Below are 14,137 nucleotides of genomic sequence, written 5' to 3' on the forward strand. Positions count from 1 at the left end.
TGGCCTATGCTTCCGAACGGCGACTCCTCCACCCCCTTCGTCGAGCTGAGCAGGGCCGACTGGGCGGAACTGGCGGAGAACACCCGCCTGCCCCTGCAGGAGACGGAGATCGTCCAGCTCCGCGGCCTCGGCGATCCGCTCGACATGCGCGAAGTGTCGGAGGTCTACCTCCCGCTCAGCCGTCTCCTCAATCTCTACGTGGGCGGCGCGAAGCAGCTGCACCGGGTGACGAGCGACTTCCTCGGTGAGCGAGCGGCCAGCACCCCGTTCGTCATCGGCGTCGCCGGTTCCGTCGCCGTCGGCAAGTCGACGATCGCCCGCCTCCTGCGCGAGCTGCTGTCGCGCTGGGACGACACCCCGCGTGTCGAGCTGGTGACCACCGACGGCTTCCTGCTTCCGAACGCCGAGCTCGAGCGTCGTGGCCTGATGGAGCGCAAGGGCTTCCCCGAGTCGTACGACCGGCGAGCGCTGCTGCGTTTCGTCACGGCCATCAAGAGCGGAGCCCCGGAGGTCCGGGCCCCCTTCTACTCGCACCTCAGCTACGACATCGTTCCGGATGCGGAGATCGTGGTGCGGCGCCCGGATGTCCTCATCGTCGAGGGCCTGAATGTGCTGCAGCCGGCGGGCGGAGGCAACCGGCTCGCCGTGAGCGACCTGTTCGACTTCAGCGTCTACGTGGATGCGCGCACCCGCGACATCGCGCACTGGTACGAGGAGCGTTTCCTGAAGCTGCAGCGCGGCGCGTTCGCCAATCCGAAGTCGTACTTCCACCGCTATGCCCAGCTGACGGAGGAGCAGGCGCGAGCGCGCGCCGCATCCATCTGGACCGCGATCAACGAGCCCAACCTGTTGCAGAACATCCGGCCGACGCGCTCCCGCGCCAAGCTGGTGCTGCGGAAGGATGCGGATCACGCGGTCAGTTCGGTGCTGCTGCGCAAGCTCTGATCTGGCCTCTAGACCTCAAGCATGCATAAATGAGGTCGTGGTGCTCTGGCCATGCATGCATACGTCCCGTAAGCATGAGGCATGCCAGCACCACGTTCTCGCGCCGCCGAACTCTTCGGGCAGCGGGTTCGCGAGGCACGGATCTCGCTCGGGATGAGCCAGGAGGACATCGCCAACCTGGCCGACATGCACGTCACGAACTACGGGCGGGTCGAGCGCGGCGAGGCGAACTCCGAGTTGCACACGATCGTCCGCATCGCGACGGCGCTGGACGTCGACCCGGGCACCCTGATGGCGGGACTGTACGGCACCGAGATGCTGCCCGACCGCTCGCGCGCCTACTCCGTGGCGGACTTCCTCGCGGCGCGCCGCGCGCACGAGACGCGCTGACGCGGGTGCTGACGCGCGAAACGCGCTGACCGACTAGAGGGCCAGGCGCTCCCGCACGACATCGGCGAGCTCGTTCGCCAGGCGCTCTGCCGTGACGTGGTCCGCGGCCTCGACCATGACGCGGACGAGGGGCTCGGTACCCGACGGGCGCAGCAGCACGCGTCCGGTGTCGCCGAGGGCGCTCTCCGCCGTCTGCACGGCGGTGCGGAGCCCCTCATCGGTGTGCACCGCGTGGTGGTCGACGTTCTTCACGTTCACCATCACCTGCGGGTACACCGTCATGACCGTGGCGAGCTCCGCCAGCGTCTTGCCCTGGCGCGCCATCTCGCTGAGGAGGTGGAGGCCGGTGAGGATGCCGTCACCCGTCGTCGCGAACTCGCGCATGATGACGTGGCCGGACTGCTCTCCGCCGAGGGAGTAGTCGTGCTCGTTCATCTCCTCGAGCACGTAGCGGTCGCCGACCGCAGTCTCGACCATCCGGATGCCGTGGTCGCGCATGGCGAGCTTCAGGCCCAGGTTGCTCATCACCGTGGCGACGAGGGTGTCGTCGCGCAGCTTGCCGCGCTCCTTCATGCCGACCGCGAGGATCGCCATGATCTGGTCGCCGTCGACGACGTTGCCGTCGGCGTCGATCGCGAGGCAGCGGTCCGCGTCGCCGTCGTGGGCGATGCCGACATCGGCGCCGGCCGCGAGCACGGCCTTCGCGAGGTTGTCGAGGTGCGTGGAGCCGACACCGTCGTTGATGTTCATGCCGTCCGGCGCGTCGCCGATGACGGTCACTCGCGCTCCGGCGTCGGTGAACACCTCGGGCGAGATCCCCGCCGCCGCACCGTGGGCGCAGTCGAGGACGACATGGATGCCGTCGAGGCGGTGCGGGAGGCTGCCGAGGAGGTGGAGGACGTAGCGGTCCTCCGCGTCGGCGAAGCGTCGGATGCGGCCGACGTCGGCGCCGGTCGGGGTCAGCTTCTCGAGGTCGAGGTGCTGCTCGATGCGGTCCTCGACGACGTCGGGGAGCTTGGTGCCCCCGCGGGCGAAGATCTTGATCCCGTTGTCCGGCGCCGGGTTGTGCGACGCCGAAACCATCACACCGAAGTCTGCATCGAAGTCGGCGATGAGGAACGCCGCTGCGGGCGTGGGGATGACTCCCGCGTCGTACACGTCGATGCCGGAGCTGGCGAGCCCGGCCGCGACGGCGGCGGAGAGGAACTCACCCGAGACGCGGGGGTCGCGGGCGACGATGGCCGTTGGGCGCTTGCCGGCGGCGCGGCGCGCCTCGGCGCTTCGGCCTTGCGTCAGTACAGCAGCAGCTGACTGCGCAAGGCCGAGCGCCAGGTCGGCGGTGAGACTGCCGTTCGCGAGACCGCGAACGCCGTCGGTTCCGAAGAGGCGTGGCATGGACCGAAGCCTAAACGCTGGCGAGCGTTAGCGCTTGGAGAACTGCGACGCCTTGCGGGCCTTCTTGAGACCGGCCTTCTTGCGCTCGGTGACGCGGGCGTCACGGGTGAGGAAGCCGGCCTTCTTCAGGGTCGGGCGGTTGTTGTCGCGGTCGATCTCGTTGAGAGCGCGCGCGATGGCGAGGCGCAGCGCGCCCGCCTGACCCGAGGGGCCACCGCCGGTGATGCGGGCGACGACGTCGTAGGAGCCGATGAGGTCGAGCACCTTGAACGGGTCGTTGATGAGCTGCTGGTGCAGCTTGTTCGGGAAGTAGTCGGCGAACTCACGGCCGTTGACCGTGATGGTGCCGGAACCCGGGACCAGGCGCACGCGCGCGATGGCCTCCTTGCGGCGGCCGACGGCCGCGCCGGGAACGGAGAGGACGGCGCGCGGGGCGGCCGGGGCCTCGGAGGCCGGGGTCTCGGTCGAGTAGGACTCGACGTTCTCGACCTGGGCCGAGTCGATGCTGTCTGCGATCTTCGCCACGGTGGTGATAATCCTTTGTCTCTTTAAGTCGTGAAGGTCTGCGTCGTCGCGCTTACTGGGCGACCTGGCCGAGCGTGTACGGCTTCGGCTGCTGGGCGGCGTGCGGGTGCTCGCTTCCGGTGTAGACCTTCAGCTTGCGGAGCTGGGCGCGGCCGATGGAGTTCTTCGGCAGCATTCCGCGGACGGCCTTCTCGACGGCGCGCACCGGGTTCTTCTCGAGAAGCTCCGAGTACGTGGTCGCCTTGAGTCCACCCGGGTAGCCCGAGTGGCGGTAGGCCTTCTTCTGCAGAGCCTTCTGACCGGTCAGCGCGACCTTGTCGGCGTTGACGATGATGACGAAGTCACCGCTGTCCATGTGGGGGGCGAAGGTCGGCTTGTGCTTGCCGCGGAGGAGGGCGGCGGTGTGGCTGGCGAGACGGCCGAGCACGACGTCGGTCGCGTCGATGACGACCCAGTCGCGCTGGATCTCGTCTGCCTTCGGGGAATAGGTGCGCGTCACAGTAGTGGCTGCTTTCTGTCTCGAACGGAGGTGTTCGTGAATCCCACTCCGTTGGTGGTTCGTTCGCGATGGCGTCGAACCGGACCGGTGGAGGGCTCACGTTCGTGCGTCCGGCCGCAGGGGGCGCGGACACCAAAGGTCAATACTACGGGAGCCGGGCATACCCGGTCAAACCGGCTGAGCCGCACTCAGCCCCAGGGCTGAAACCCGGCGCGATCGTGCGCAGAATCAGCCTCCCCACCCTAGCGTTGCCGGTATGAGTCCGCTCTTGAAACGCAGCCGGTGGCTGCTCGAGCCCGCCCTCGCGGTGACGTTCTTCGTCTTCTGGGCCGTCGCAGAGGCCGGCCGCAACCAGCTCCTGCCGTCTGCCCTCCGTTCTACCGTTCCGTTCTGGGCCGCCCTCCTGGTGCTCGCCTGCGCTATCGGGCTCTCGCGACTCAGTCCTGTCGTGGCCATGGCAGGCGGAACCGCGGTGCTCGTCGGTCAGCTCCTCTTCCCGTCGGGGATCTTCCAGAATGCGGCCATCTACCTCGGTTATGCCGTCATCATCGTCGTCGTGGCCGCCACGGTGCACGGTCGCATGCGGGTCGTCGCCCTCGCCTTCGCCGTCGGGGCGGGAGTGTCCGTTGCGGGGCTCCTGTCCTGGGCCCAGGGGATCGGGCACACCGATGCTGCGATCCGAGTGACATTCTTCGTCGTCTGCGCCGGAGCGGCGGCGTTCGCCTGGGTCATCGGCACCCTCATCGGCGTGTGGATGCGCACGCGGCGGAGCGAGGAGGAGCTCGCGCGCACGACGGCCGAACTCCGCATCGCGGAGGTCGAGACGATGGTTGCCGGGGAAAGGGAGCGGATCGCGCAGGACGTGCACGACATCATGGCGCACTCGCTCTCCGTGATCCTCGCCCAGGCGGACGGCGCTCGCATGCTCGTGGACGAGCGCCCCGCCTACGTCGCTCCATCGCTCGCCACCATCGCGGACACCGCGCGCGCATCCCTCACAGAGGTCCGAGTGCTGATCGAGACGCTCGTCGGCAGTCCCGACGGCCCCGTGCATCCCGGCTTGGCCGACCTCGACGAACTGGTGGAGCGCATGTCCCACGCCGGCCTCACGATCGCCGTCGAGCGGTTCGGCGGCGCCGCGGAACTCAGCGCGGCACAGGAACTCGCCGTCTACCGGATCGTCCAGGAGGGCCTCACCAACGCGCTCAAGCACGCCGGCGCCGGTGCACGCGCGCGGCTGGCGTTGGACGAGCGAGAGGACGGCATCGCCCTGTCCCTGGCATCCCGGCCGTCGGCTCCGCGGGACGCGCCTCCGCCCAGATCAACGGGCCGCGGCCTCATCGGGATGCGCGAGCGCGCCCGGTTCGCTGGAGGCTGGCTCGACGCCGGCGAGGACGAAGACCAGCCGGGCGGGTATCTCGTGACCGCCTACATCCCGGCGAGCCGGAATGCGGTGACCGCATGATCCGGGTCGCGATCGCCGACGACCAGCCGCTGTTCTGTACGGGACTGCAGATGATGATCGAGTCGCAACCCGATCTCGAGTTCGCCGGCAGCGCCGCGGACGGCCTGCAAGCAATACAGCTGGCCCGGTCGGCGGGTCCAGATGTGCTGCTCATGGACATCCGGATGCCGGTGCTGGACGGCATCGCAGCGACAGAGAGCATCCGGCGGGAGCACGCGGCCCCACTCCCCCGCATCGTCGTCCTCACGACCTTCGAACGTGACGAGGCGGTCGCCGCGGCGCTTCGGGCGGGAGCGGACGGCTTCCTGGTGAAGGATGCGACGCCGGACTTCATCCTGGCCGCCATCCGGACCGTGCACGACGGTCACTCGGTCATCGCACCGAAGGCGACGACGGAGTTGTTCCGCACGCTGGCCCGCCGGCGGCCGGAGTCGATCGACGCCTTGTCGGTCCGCGAGAAGGAGGTGTTCCTCCTCGCCGCCCGCGGTCTGAACAACGGCGAGATCGGGCAGACGGCCTTCATCTCCGAGGCGACCGTCAAGTCGCACGTCCGCAGCATCCTCGCCAAGCTCGGGCTGGCGTCGCGCGTGCAACTGGTGGCGTTCGCCTATGAGAACGGGCTCGTGCGGTGAGCGGCGCTCACAGCTCCCGCATCGCGCGCGTTCGCTCCGCACGGAGGGCGAGTTCCGCTCCCTCGGGGTAGCCGACCTCCATCAGGGTGAGGCCGCGGGCCGGCATCACCTTGAACGCGCTGGTGCGCTGCTTCTCGTCGCGAAGGCTCACCAGGTCGCCGGCGCCGAGCTTGCCCTCACCGACCTCGACGCATGCCCCCACGAGCGCGCGCACCATGCTGTGGCAGAAGGCGTCGGCCGTGAGCTCCGCGATGAGCACGCCATAATCGTCACGACGCCAGCTGAACGCCTGGAGGGTGCGGATGGTCGTGGCGCCCTCGCGCGCTTTGCAGTAGCTGGCGAAATCGTGGAGGCCGAGGAGTCCGTGGGCGGCCATGTCCATCGCATCCACATCGAGGTCCGCCGACACCCAGGCGGTCCGGTGGCGTTGCAGCGGGTCGCGGAGGGCCGCGCGGTCGGCGACGCGGTACTCGTAACGTCGCCAGAGCGCCGAGAAGCGCGCGTCGAATCCCTCGGGCGCAACCGTCGCGTCGAGCACGACGACGTCGGATACCGGGCCGAGGATGCCGTTCAGCCGCCGGCCGAGCGCCTCCTCTGCAGACAGCGGCGGGCGCTTCCCGTGCGGCTTCCGGAGGACCGCCTCCTGCTCCCGCGACAGGTCGACGTGGGCGACCTGTCCCGCAGCGTGCACCCCCGCATCCGTTCGGCCGGCGACGGTCAGGAGCGGCGGCTCCCCCGCCCGGCGGAAGATCGTCGCGAGACCGTCCTCCAGCGTCCCCTGCACCGTCCGCAGGCCCGGCTGGCGCCCCCAGCCGTTGAAATCCGTGCCCTGGTAGGCGATGTCGAGCCGGTACCGTCGGGCGGCGTCGCCCGGCGCGCGATCAGTAGGCACGCACGAGCCCCGTCTCGGCCTGGGTCGTCACGAACCCCATCCCCGTGTAGAGCCCCAGCGCGCCGGTCGGATTCTCGGCGTCCACGTCGAGGACGACCTTGTCCCAGTCACGCTGAGCACATCCCTCGAGCACCGCTCGCAGCAGCGACGGTGCGATGCGCTTCCCGCGGTACGGCCGCGTCACCGCGACGGTGGACACGTACGCACCGGTGAAACCCTGGCCGGCCCAGTCGTCTTCGTTCACATCCGTGAGCAGGACGCCGACGACCTCGTCACCCGCGAGCGCGACGAACGAGAGCTCGGCCACGAACACCCCGGACACCAGCCCCGAGAACTGCTCGTCGCTCAGAGGCTGGCTGCCCCAGTGATCACGGAAGGCGTCATCGCGCGCCGCGTGAACGGCGGCGGCGAGCTCGCTCGTGTAGGGGACGATCCGCACGTCGATCGTCGGCGACACCTCGGGGATGGGATCGCGCAGGTCGCGCTCCATCGTCCGGAAGTACCGGGCGACCTCGAACCCGCCGGCGAGGAGCAGCCGCTCGCGATCGGGCGCGCGCCGGTCGGCGTACCCGACCAGCCAGCCGGGCAGCGTCTTGTCCGAGGCGGCCAGCTTCTGCTCGCCCCGGGCCCGCTGCCACGCGAGCAGCTCGCGTCCGATTCCCTGGCCGCGGAACTCGGGATGGACGCCGCCGTTCATGAACTCGCGCACCAGCGTCTCCTGCCGCGGCGGCTCCATCACGATACCGACGGCGGCGACTCGACCGTCGGCGGTGACGGCGAGCAGCGTGTCGGTCTCCAGGTCGATGAAGCTGTAGCCGAGCTCCTCCTCGACCTCCTCGCGTGTGTTGACGTAGTTCGGGTGGTCCTGCACGGCGATCGCCCGGTACACGTCGTATATCGCGTCCACGTCGGCGGCGGTCGCCGGTCGCCATTCGGCGACGAGGGGATGCCGGGGGCGGTAGGTCGGCGGCGCGGCGACCCGCTCGCGCAGCGGGCTCAGGGTGTCGTCGGTCATCCTTTCACCCTAGAGCCTCGCCTCCCGGCCGCGCCCCGCATCCCTGGGTCGCGACACGCCGTTATCCCGTCTGCGTAGCGGCGTGTTGCGACCCACAGACGGCCGGGAACGACGAAGGCCCCGCATCCAGGGATGCGGGGCCTTCGTGTGGAACGGGAGGGCGTTACGCCTTCTCCGCCTCGCTCTCGGCGTCGGTCTCACCGGCGGCGTCGGCGTCGGCGGTCGCGTCCTCGACGACCTCCGCCTCGGCGGCGGCGGTCTCGGTGCTGGTCTCCTCGGCCGGGGTCTCCTCGGTCGCGGTCTCCTCGGCGGGGGTCTCCTCGACCGGCGCGGCCTTGGGGGCGGCGGTGGTCTTGGACGACTTCACCTTCGGGGTGACGGGCTCGAGCACGAGCTCGATCTGCGCCATCGGCGCGTTGTCACCCTTGCGGAAGCCGAGCTTCGTGATGCGGGTGTAGCCGCCCTCACGCTCGGCGACCAGCGGCGCGATCTCGGTGAAGAGCTCGTGCACGACGGACTTGTCGCTGATCACGGCGAGCACGCGACGGCGGGCGTGCAGGTCGCCGCGCTTCGCGAACGTGATCAGGCGCTCGGCCACGGGACGGAGGCGCTTGGCCTTCGTCTCGGTGGTCTTGATGCTCTTGTGCGTGAAGAGCGCAGCGGCCAGGTTGGCGAGCATGAGGCGCTCGTGCGCCGGGCCGCCCCCGAGGCGGGGGCCCTTGGTGGGCTTAGGCATGATCGGTTATCTCCAGTGTTGAAAAGGTCTGATGGCTGAGTCGGGCGACGTGCCTCAGATGGTGGTGGACTCGTCCTCGTCGTAGCCGCTGTAGAAGTGGGCGCCGTCGAACCCGGGGACCGAGTCCTTCAGCGACAGACCCATCTCCGTCAGCTTGTCCTTGACCTCATCCACCGACTTCTGACCGAAGTTGCGGATGTTCATGAGCTGCGTCTCCGACAGCGAGACGAGCTCGCTCACGGTGTTGATGCCCTCGCGCTTGAGGCAGTTGTACGAGCGGACCGAGAGGTCGAGGTCCTCGATCGGCATCGACAGCTCGGAGCTGAGGACGGCGTCGACCGGAGCCGGGCCGATCTCGATGCCCTCGGCGGCGCTGTTGAGCTCGCGGGCGAGACCGAACAGCTCGACTAGCGTGCGGCCGGCCGAGGCGATGGCGTCGCGCGGGCTGATCGCGGGCTTGGTCTCGACGTCGACCACGAGGCGGTCGAAGTCGGTGCGCTCACCGGCACGGGTGGCCTCGACGCGGTAGGTGACCTTCAGGACGGGCGAGTAGATCGAGTCGATCGGGATCTGGCCCGCCTCGCTGTACTCGTTGCGGTTCTGCTGGGCCGACACGTAGCCGCGCCCGCGCTCGATGGTCAGCTCGACCTCGAACTTCGCCTTGTCGTTGAGGGTCGCGATGACCAGCTCGGGGTTGTGGATCTCCACACCGGCCGGAGCCGAGATGTCGGCGGCGGTGACCTGACCGGCGCCGGTCTTGCGGAGGTACGCGGTGATCGGCTCGTCGTGCTCGCTGGAGACCACCAGACCCTTGATGTTCAGGATGATCTCGGTCACGTCCTCCTTGACGCCCGGAACGGTGCTGAACTCGTGCAGCACACCGTCGATGCGGATGCTGGTGACAGCCGCGCCGGGGATGGAGGAGAGGAGGGTGCGGCGCAGGGAGTTGCCGAGGGTGTATCCGAAGCCGGGCTCCAGGGGCTCGATGACGAACCGCGAGCGGAACTCGGAGATGTTCTCTTCGGTGAGCGTAGGACGCTGTGCAATGAGCACTATTGATTCCTTTCGGCTAAGTGTCCGCTATATGACACTTGCTTCTACTGTGGTGGGGTGTCACGCCGTCAGGCGGCGACCCGGTCGAGTCGCCGCCTGCGGCGGACTGAAGAGAACTGCTTAGACGCGACGGCGCTTGGGCGGGCGGCAACCGTTGTGCGCCTGCGGGGTGACGTCGTTGATCGAGCCGACCTCGAGGCCAGCGGCCTGGAGGGAGCGGATCGCCGTCTCGCGACCCGAACCCGGGCCCTTGACGAAGACGTCGACCTTCTTCATGCCGTGCTCCTGCGCCTGACGCGCGGCCGACTCGGCGGCGAGCTGCGCCGCGAACGGGGTCGACTTGCGGGAGCCCTTGAATCCGACGCCGCCGGACGAGGCCCAGCTGATCACGGCACCGGTGGTGTCGGTGATCGAGACGATCGTGTTGTTGAACGTGCTCTTGATGTGGGCCTGGCCCACAGCAATGTTCTTCTTTTCCTTCTTGCGCGGCTTGCGAGCGGCCGACTTGGGTGCTGCCATTTCTTCTCCTGAATCCTAAGAGCGTGGGGCCGCGGGCCTTAGCGCGCCTTCTTCTTGCCGGCCACGGTGCGCTTCGGACCCTTGCGGGTACGAGCGTTGGTCTTGGTGCGCTGGCCGCGGACCGGGAGGCCCTTACGGTGGCGGATACCCTCGTAGCTGCCGATCTCGACCTTGCGGCGGATGTCGGCGGCGACCTCGCGGCGCAGGTCACCCTCCACCTTGAAGTTGCCCTCGATGTAGTCGCGGAGAGCGACGAGCTGCTCGTCGGTCAGGTCCTTGACGCGGATGTCGCCCGAGATCTCGGTCTCGCGCAGAGTCTGGAGGGCGCGGGTGCGGCCGACTCCATAGATGTAGGTGAGTGCGACCTCGACGCGCTTCTCGCGCGGGATGTCGACGCCTGCTAGACGTGCCATGTGTTGGCTTCTCCTGTGATGAGTGGAGGTCTGCAGCGATCCCGGTGCCCCGGCCTCCTCCGAGGGTGTCCCCCGCGTCCGTCTCCGGACGCGGGTTCTGGGATCGCCTGTTCTTCTATTCGGTTATGACTGCGTTCAGCCCTGGCGCTGCTTGTGGCGCGGGTTCTCGCAGATGACCATGACCCGGCCGTTGCGGCGGATGACCTTGCACTTGTCGCAGATCCTCTTGACCGAGGGGTTGACCTTCATGAGTGTTTCTTACCTTTGTTCGCTGTCCTCGTACCTCACCCGGGGCTACCCGTTGGGTGGGGCCGTTACTTACAGCAGACCTTTACTTGTAGCGGTAGACGATCCGGCCGCGGGTCAGATCGTAGGGGCTCAGCTCCACGATCACGCGGTCCTCGGGGAGGATGCGGATGTAGTGCTGGCGCATCTTGCCGGAGATGTGGGCAAGAACCTTGTGACCGTTCGTCAACTCCACGCGGAACATCGCGTTGGGAAGAGCCTCGATCACGGATCCTTCGATCTCGATGACACCGTCTTTTTTGGCCATAGCCTCACTGTCGCTAAAAGTCGTGGTTTGCTGGTCGTGCGTTGATCGGCGGAAGGCACGTCTGAACGCGCCTAAGACACCAAGGATCTATCTTATGGGAAAGGGCGCGAATCCGCCAATCCGAGTGTATGATCCTCCGCCGCTCTGGGCGAACACCGTCTTCCGGGCGCCCATCAGGCGATCGGGGTCGGTGTCACACCGAACGGGGCGAGGCCGGCGGCCCCTCCGTCGCTCGCGGTGAGCACCCAGATGCCGTCCGCGTGCACGGCGACGCTGTGCTCCCAGTGGGCGGCCGCCGAGCCGTCCTCCGTCGCGACGGTCCAACCGTCGTCCTTGACGTAGGTCTCCTGCGATCCGAGGACGACCATCGGCTCGATCGCGACCACGAGTCCGGGACGCACCTCCGGTCCCTTGGCGCGCACGCGGTAGTTGAACACCGGCGGCTCCTCGTGCATGCGACGCCCGATGCCGTGACCGATGTAGTCGGTCAGGATGCCGTAGTCGCCCTGCGCCGAGATGTAGTCCTCGATCGCCTCCCCCACGTCGTTGAGGTAGCGCGCGGATGCGAGGGTCGCGATGCCCCGCCACAGCGACTGCTCCGTCACCTCGGAGAGGCGGGCGCGCTCGGCCACGGGGTCGGGATGCGCCGGGTCGGGAAGGACGAACGTGCGCGCAGCATCCCCGTTCCATCCGCCCAGGATGGCGCCGCTGTCGACCGACAGGATGTCGCCGGGCTCCAGGATGCGCGCACCGGGGATGCCGTGCACGACCTCGTCGTTGACGGAGGCGCAGATGGTGTGGTGGTACCCGGGCTCCAACTTGAAGTTGGAGGCGCCGCCGGCGTCGACGATCGCGCGTTCCGCGATCGCGTCGAGCTCGAGGGTCGACACACCGGGAGCGACCGCCGCGGCGACCGCTTCGAGGGATGCGGCCGTCGCGCGCCCGGGCGCGACCATGTCGCGGAGTTGCGCGGGCGTCTTGTAGATCGACCTCTTGAAGACCACTTCTAGGCCACGGACTCGCCGGTAGACGCGCCGGCGCCCGCCACCGGGACGATGCCACGCTCGGCGAGGGCGGTGGTGATCCGCTCGGCGACCTCGTCCATCCCGCCCAGACCGTCGACCGGCACAAGGAGTCCGCGCTCGCGGTACACGTCGATCAGCGGCGACGTCTCGCGGAGGTAGACCTCCTGGCGGTGCCGGATGGCCTCTTCGGAGTCGTCGGCGCGGCCCTGCTCGAGGGCGCGCTTGCTGAGGCGCTGCACGATCTCGTCCTGGTCGGCCGTCAGCTGGATAACCGCATCCAGCTTCTGCCCTTTACCGGCGAGGAGCTCATCGAGGTAGTCGACCTGCGCGAGCGTGCGCGGATAGCCGTCGAGCAGGAAGCCGTTCTTGGCGTCCTCCTCGTCGAGCCGGTCCGCGACCAGCTGATTGGTGAGCGTGTCCGGGACGTAGTCCCCCGCGTCCACGATGGCCTTGACCTGCTTGCCGAGCGGCGTCTCGTTCTTGATGTTGGCCCGGAAGATGTCGCCCGTGGAGATGTCGGGGATCCCGTAGGTGGTGGTGATGCGGGAGGCCTGAGTGCCCTTGCCCGCTCCGGGGGGTCCGACGATCAGCATTCGGGTCAACGCAGAAGCCCTTCGTAATGCCGCTGCTGGAGCTGGGAGTCGATCTGCTTGACCGTCTCCAGTCCGACACCGACGATGATCAGGATGGACGTGCCGCCGAACATGAAGTTCTGGCTTGCGCCGATCAACGCGAAGGCGACCAATGGGATCAGCGCGATGATGCCCAGATAGAAGGATCCGGGCAGGGTCACCCGCGTGAGCACGTAGTCCAGATACTCGGCCGTCGGACGGCCCGCGCGGATGCCGGGGATGAAGCCGCCGTACTTCTTCATGTTGTCCGCGACCTCCTCCGGGTTGAAGGTGATCGCCACGTAAAAGTAGGTGAACCCGACGATCAGGAGGAAGTACAGCAGCATGTACAGCGGGTGGTCGCCCTTGGTCAGGTAGTTCGTGATCCAGGTGACCCAGGGCGCAGGAGCCTTGCCCGCGGCCGGCTGGTTGAACTGGGCGATGAGCGCCGGCAGGTACAGCAGCGACGAAGCGAAGATGACGGGCACGACGCCGGCCATGTTCACCTTGATCGGGATGTACGTGTTGTTGCCGCCGTAGGTGCGCCGGCCGACCATTCGCTTCGCGTACTGGACGGGGATGCGCCGCTGCGACTGCTCGACGAACACGACGCCCATGACGATGAGCAATCCGATCGCGATCACGACCAGCAGGATCTCGATGCCCTGCGACTGGCCGACCGCCCAGAGGGAGGACGGGAACTGCGCGGCGATCGAGGTGAAGATGAGGAGCGACATGCCGTTGCCGATGCCGCGCTCGGTCACGAGCTCGCCCATCCACATGATGAGGCCCGTACCGGCGGTCATGGTGACGACCATGAGCATGATCGCGTACCAGGAGTCGTCCGTGATCAGCTGCGTGCACTGCGAGACGGCGGTGGTGCCGAACAGCGCGCCGCTGCGCGCGACGGTGATGAGCGTCGTCGACTGGAGTACGCCCAGCGCGATGGTGAGGTAGCGCGTGTACTGCGTGAGCTTGGCCTGGCCGGCCTGGCCCTCCTTGTAGAGGGTCTCGAAGCGCGGGATGACCACGCGCAGCAGCTGCACAATGATCGACGCGGTGATGTACGGCATGATGCCGAGCGCGAAGATCGAGAGTTTGAGGAGGGCACCGCCGGAGAACAGATTCACCAGCGAATACAGGCCGGAAGTGTCCTGATTAGCGTTCAGACAGGTCTGGACGTTGCCGAAATCGACGAATGGCGCAGGGATGAAGGACCCCAGCCGGAACAGGGCGATGATGCCCAGCGTGAAGAAGATCTTCCGGCGAAGATCCGGGGTGCGGAAGATCCGCCCAACGGCGCTAAACAATCCTGCGTCCTGCTTTCCTAAGAGTCAGTCGGGGGGGGGGGTGCCCCGCCCCCCCCCCCCCCCCCCCGCCGCTTCCCGACCACTCGCAGCCACCAGCCGCCCCGCGCTAAGGGGAAGCAATCACCGGGGGCCTGTGGTGCGCACCACTCAGCAAATAAC

The 14,137-nt window shown here is 68.0% G+C and carries 18 protein-coding genes; 4 read left to right on the forward strand and 14 right to left on the reverse strand.

Annotation, left to right across the window (positions count from 1 at the left end):
* Positions 1-6: 6 nt before the first annotated feature.
* Positions 7-945, forward strand: a complete 939-nt coding sequence (gene coaA / locus J2Y42_RS17275; protein ID WP_309860999.1) for a type I pantothenate kinase — start codon at positions 7-9, stop codon at positions 943-945.
* An 81-nt stretch (positions 946-1,026) separates the two neighbouring features.
* Positions 1,027-1,335, forward strand: a complete 309-nt coding sequence (locus J2Y42_RS17280; protein ID WP_309861002.1) for a helix-turn-helix transcriptional regulator — start codon at positions 1,027-1,029, stop codon at positions 1,333-1,335.
* A gap of 33 nt (positions 1,336-1,368) precedes the next feature.
* Here the strand turns inward: J2Y42_RS17280 and glmM are convergent, their stop codons facing one another.
* Genes glmM through rplM form a run of 3 tightly spaced genes read right to left on the reverse strand, consistent with a single transcriptional unit; the run spans position 1,369 to position 3,754 of the window.
* A complete protein-coding gene (gene glmM, locus J2Y42_RS17285; RefSeq protein WP_309861005.1) occupies positions 1,369-2,730 on the reverse strand; it encodes a phosphoglucosamine mutase in 1,362 nt (453 codons plus the stop codon).
* Positions 2,731-2,757: 27 nt separating this feature from the next.
* Complete coding sequence (gene rpsI, locus J2Y42_RS17290; protein WP_309861007.1) at positions 2,758-3,255, reverse strand: 30S ribosomal protein S9; 498 nt, start codon at positions 3,253-3,255, stop codon at positions 2,758-2,760.
* A gap of 52 nt (positions 3,256-3,307) precedes the next feature.
* Positions 3,308-3,754, reverse strand: coding sequence for a 50S ribosomal protein L13 (gene rplM / locus J2Y42_RS17295; protein WP_018191935.1), 447 nt, complete (start codon positions 3,752-3,754; stop codon positions 3,308-3,310).
* Positions 3,755-4,010: 256 nt separating this feature from the next.
* Between rplM and J2Y42_RS17300 the strand changes: the two genes are divergently transcribed.
* Both J2Y42_RS17300 and J2Y42_RS17305 read left to right on the forward strand, forming a co-directional pair.
* A complete protein-coding gene (locus tag J2Y42_RS17300) occupies positions 4,011-5,219 on the forward strand; it encodes a histidine kinase (RefSeq protein WP_309861010.1) in 1,209 nt (402 codons plus the stop codon).
* A complete protein-coding gene (locus J2Y42_RS17305; RefSeq protein WP_309861014.1) occupies positions 5,216-5,851 on the forward strand; it encodes a response regulator transcription factor in 636 nt (211 codons plus the stop codon). The genes J2Y42_RS17300 and J2Y42_RS17305 overlap by 4 nt, the downstream gene beginning before the upstream one ends.
* 7 nt (positions 5,852-5,858) lie before the next feature.
* On the opposite strand, the gene truA is transcribed toward J2Y42_RS17305, so the two are convergent.
* The 11 genes from truA to secY all read right to left on the reverse strand — a co-directional run bounded on the left by truA (position 5,859) and on the right by secY (position 13,978).
* Positions 5,859-6,743: a tRNA pseudouridine(38-40) synthase TruA gene (truA, locus tag J2Y42_RS17310; RefSeq protein ID WP_309861017.1), complete on the reverse strand. Its 885-nt coding sequence runs from the start codon at positions 6,741-6,743 to the stop codon at positions 5,859-5,861.
* Positions 6,733-7,758 carry a GNAT family N-acetyltransferase gene (locus J2Y42_RS17315; RefSeq protein ID WP_309861018.1) on the reverse strand — a complete coding sequence of 342 codons (1,026 nt, stop codon included), beginning with the start codon at positions 7,756-7,758 and terminating at the stop codon, positions 6,733-6,735. Before J2Y42_RS17315 ends, truA begins: the two co-directional genes overlap by 11 nt.
* Positions 7,759-7,921: 163 nt before the next feature.
* Positions 7,922-8,494, reverse strand: coding sequence for a 50S ribosomal protein L17 (gene rplQ / locus J2Y42_RS17320; protein WP_309861019.1), 573 nt, complete (start codon positions 8,492-8,494; stop codon positions 7,922-7,924).
* Between the two features lie 54 nt (positions 8,495-8,548).
* Complete coding sequence (locus J2Y42_RS17325; RefSeq protein ID WP_018191943.1) at positions 8,549-9,547, reverse strand: DNA-directed RNA polymerase subunit alpha; 999 nt, start codon at positions 9,545-9,547, stop codon at positions 8,549-8,551.
* A 120-nt stretch (positions 9,548-9,667) separates the two neighbouring features.
* Positions 9,668-10,066: a 30S ribosomal protein S11 gene (rpsK, locus tag J2Y42_RS17330; RefSeq protein WP_018191944.1), complete on the reverse strand. Its 399-nt coding sequence runs from the start codon at positions 10,064-10,066 to the stop codon at positions 9,668-9,670.
* A gap of 38 nt (positions 10,067-10,104) precedes the next feature.
* A complete protein-coding gene (rpsM, locus tag J2Y42_RS17335) occupies positions 10,105-10,479 on the reverse strand; it encodes a 30S ribosomal protein S13 (protein WP_018191945.1) in 375 nt (124 codons plus the stop codon).
* A gap of 135 nt (positions 10,480-10,614) precedes the next feature.
* Positions 10,615-10,728 carry a 50S ribosomal protein L36 gene (rpmJ, locus tag J2Y42_RS17340; protein WP_018191946.1) on the reverse strand — a complete coding sequence of 38 codons (114 nt, stop codon included), beginning with the start codon at positions 10,726-10,728 and terminating at the stop codon, positions 10,615-10,617.
* An 82-nt stretch (positions 10,729-10,810) separates the two neighbouring features.
* Complete coding sequence (infA, locus tag J2Y42_RS17345; protein ID WP_011186713.1) at positions 10,811-11,032, reverse strand: translation initiation factor IF-1; 222 nt, start codon at positions 11,030-11,032, stop codon at positions 10,811-10,813.
* Positions 11,033-11,205: 173 nt separating this feature from the next.
* A complete protein-coding gene (gene map, locus J2Y42_RS17350) occupies positions 11,206-12,036 on the reverse strand; it encodes a type I methionyl aminopeptidase (RefSeq protein WP_309861049.1) in 831 nt (276 codons plus the stop codon).
* 2 nt (positions 12,037-12,038) lie between these two features.
* Complete coding sequence (locus J2Y42_RS17355) at positions 12,039-12,659, reverse strand: adenylate kinase (protein WP_309861052.1); 621 nt, start codon at positions 12,657-12,659, stop codon at positions 12,039-12,041.
* A complete protein-coding gene (gene secY, locus J2Y42_RS17360) occupies positions 12,656-13,978 on the reverse strand; it encodes a preprotein translocase subunit SecY (protein WP_018191949.1) in 1,323 nt (440 codons plus the stop codon). Before secY ends, J2Y42_RS17355 begins: the two co-directional genes overlap by 4 nt.
* Positions 13,979-14,137 lie beyond the last annotated feature (159 nt).

The sequence above is a fragment of the Leifsonia sp. 1010 genome, assembly GCF_031455295.1.
In the GTDB taxonomy this organism is placed as follows: Bacteria; Actinomycetota; Actinomycetes; order Actinomycetales; family Microbacteriaceae; genus Leifsonia.

Excerpts from the sequence above, each read along its gene's own strand:
- coaA (WP_309860999.1), top strand. The coding sequence starts at position 7 with ATGCTTCCGAACGGCGACTCCTCCACCCCCTTCGTCGAGCTGAGCAGG.
- J2Y42_RS17280 (WP_309861002.1), top strand. The coding sequence starts at position 1,027 with ATGCCAGCACCACGTTCTCGCGCCGCCGAACTCTTCGGGCAGCGGGTT.
- glmM (WP_309861005.1), bottom strand. The coding sequence starts at position 2,730 with ATGCCACGCCTCTTCGGAACCGACGGCGTTCGCGGTCTCGCGAACGGC.
- J2Y42_RS17300 (WP_309861010.1), top strand. The coding sequence starts at position 4,011 with ATGAGTCCGCTCTTGAAACGCAGCCGGTGGCTGCTCGAGCCCGCCCTC.
- J2Y42_RS17305 (WP_309861014.1), top strand. The coding sequence starts at position 5,216 with ATGATCCGGGTCGCGATCGCCGACGACCAGCCGCTGTTCTGTACGGGA.
- J2Y42_RS17315 (WP_309861018.1), bottom strand. The coding sequence starts at position 7,758 with ATGACCGACGACACCCTGAGCCCGCTGCGCGAGCGGGTCGCCGCGCCG.
- rplQ (WP_309861019.1), bottom strand. The coding sequence starts at position 8,494 with ATGCCTAAGCCCACCAAGGGCCCCCGCCTCGGGGGCGGCCCGGCGCAC.
- rpsK (WP_018191944.1), bottom strand. The coding sequence starts at position 10,066 with ATGGCAGCACCCAAGTCGGCCGCTCGCAAGCCGCGCAAGAAGGAAAAG.
- rpsM (WP_018191945.1), bottom strand. The coding sequence starts at position 10,479 with ATGGCACGTCTAGCAGGCGTCGACATCCCGCGCGAGAAGCGCGTCGAG.
- rpmJ (WP_018191946.1), bottom strand. The coding sequence starts at position 10,728 with ATGAAGGTCAACCCCTCGGTCAAGAGGATCTGCGACAAGTGCAAGGTC.
- infA (WP_011186713.1), bottom strand. The coding sequence starts at position 11,032 with ATGGCCAAAAAAGACGGTGTCATCGAGATCGAAGGATCCGTGATCGAG.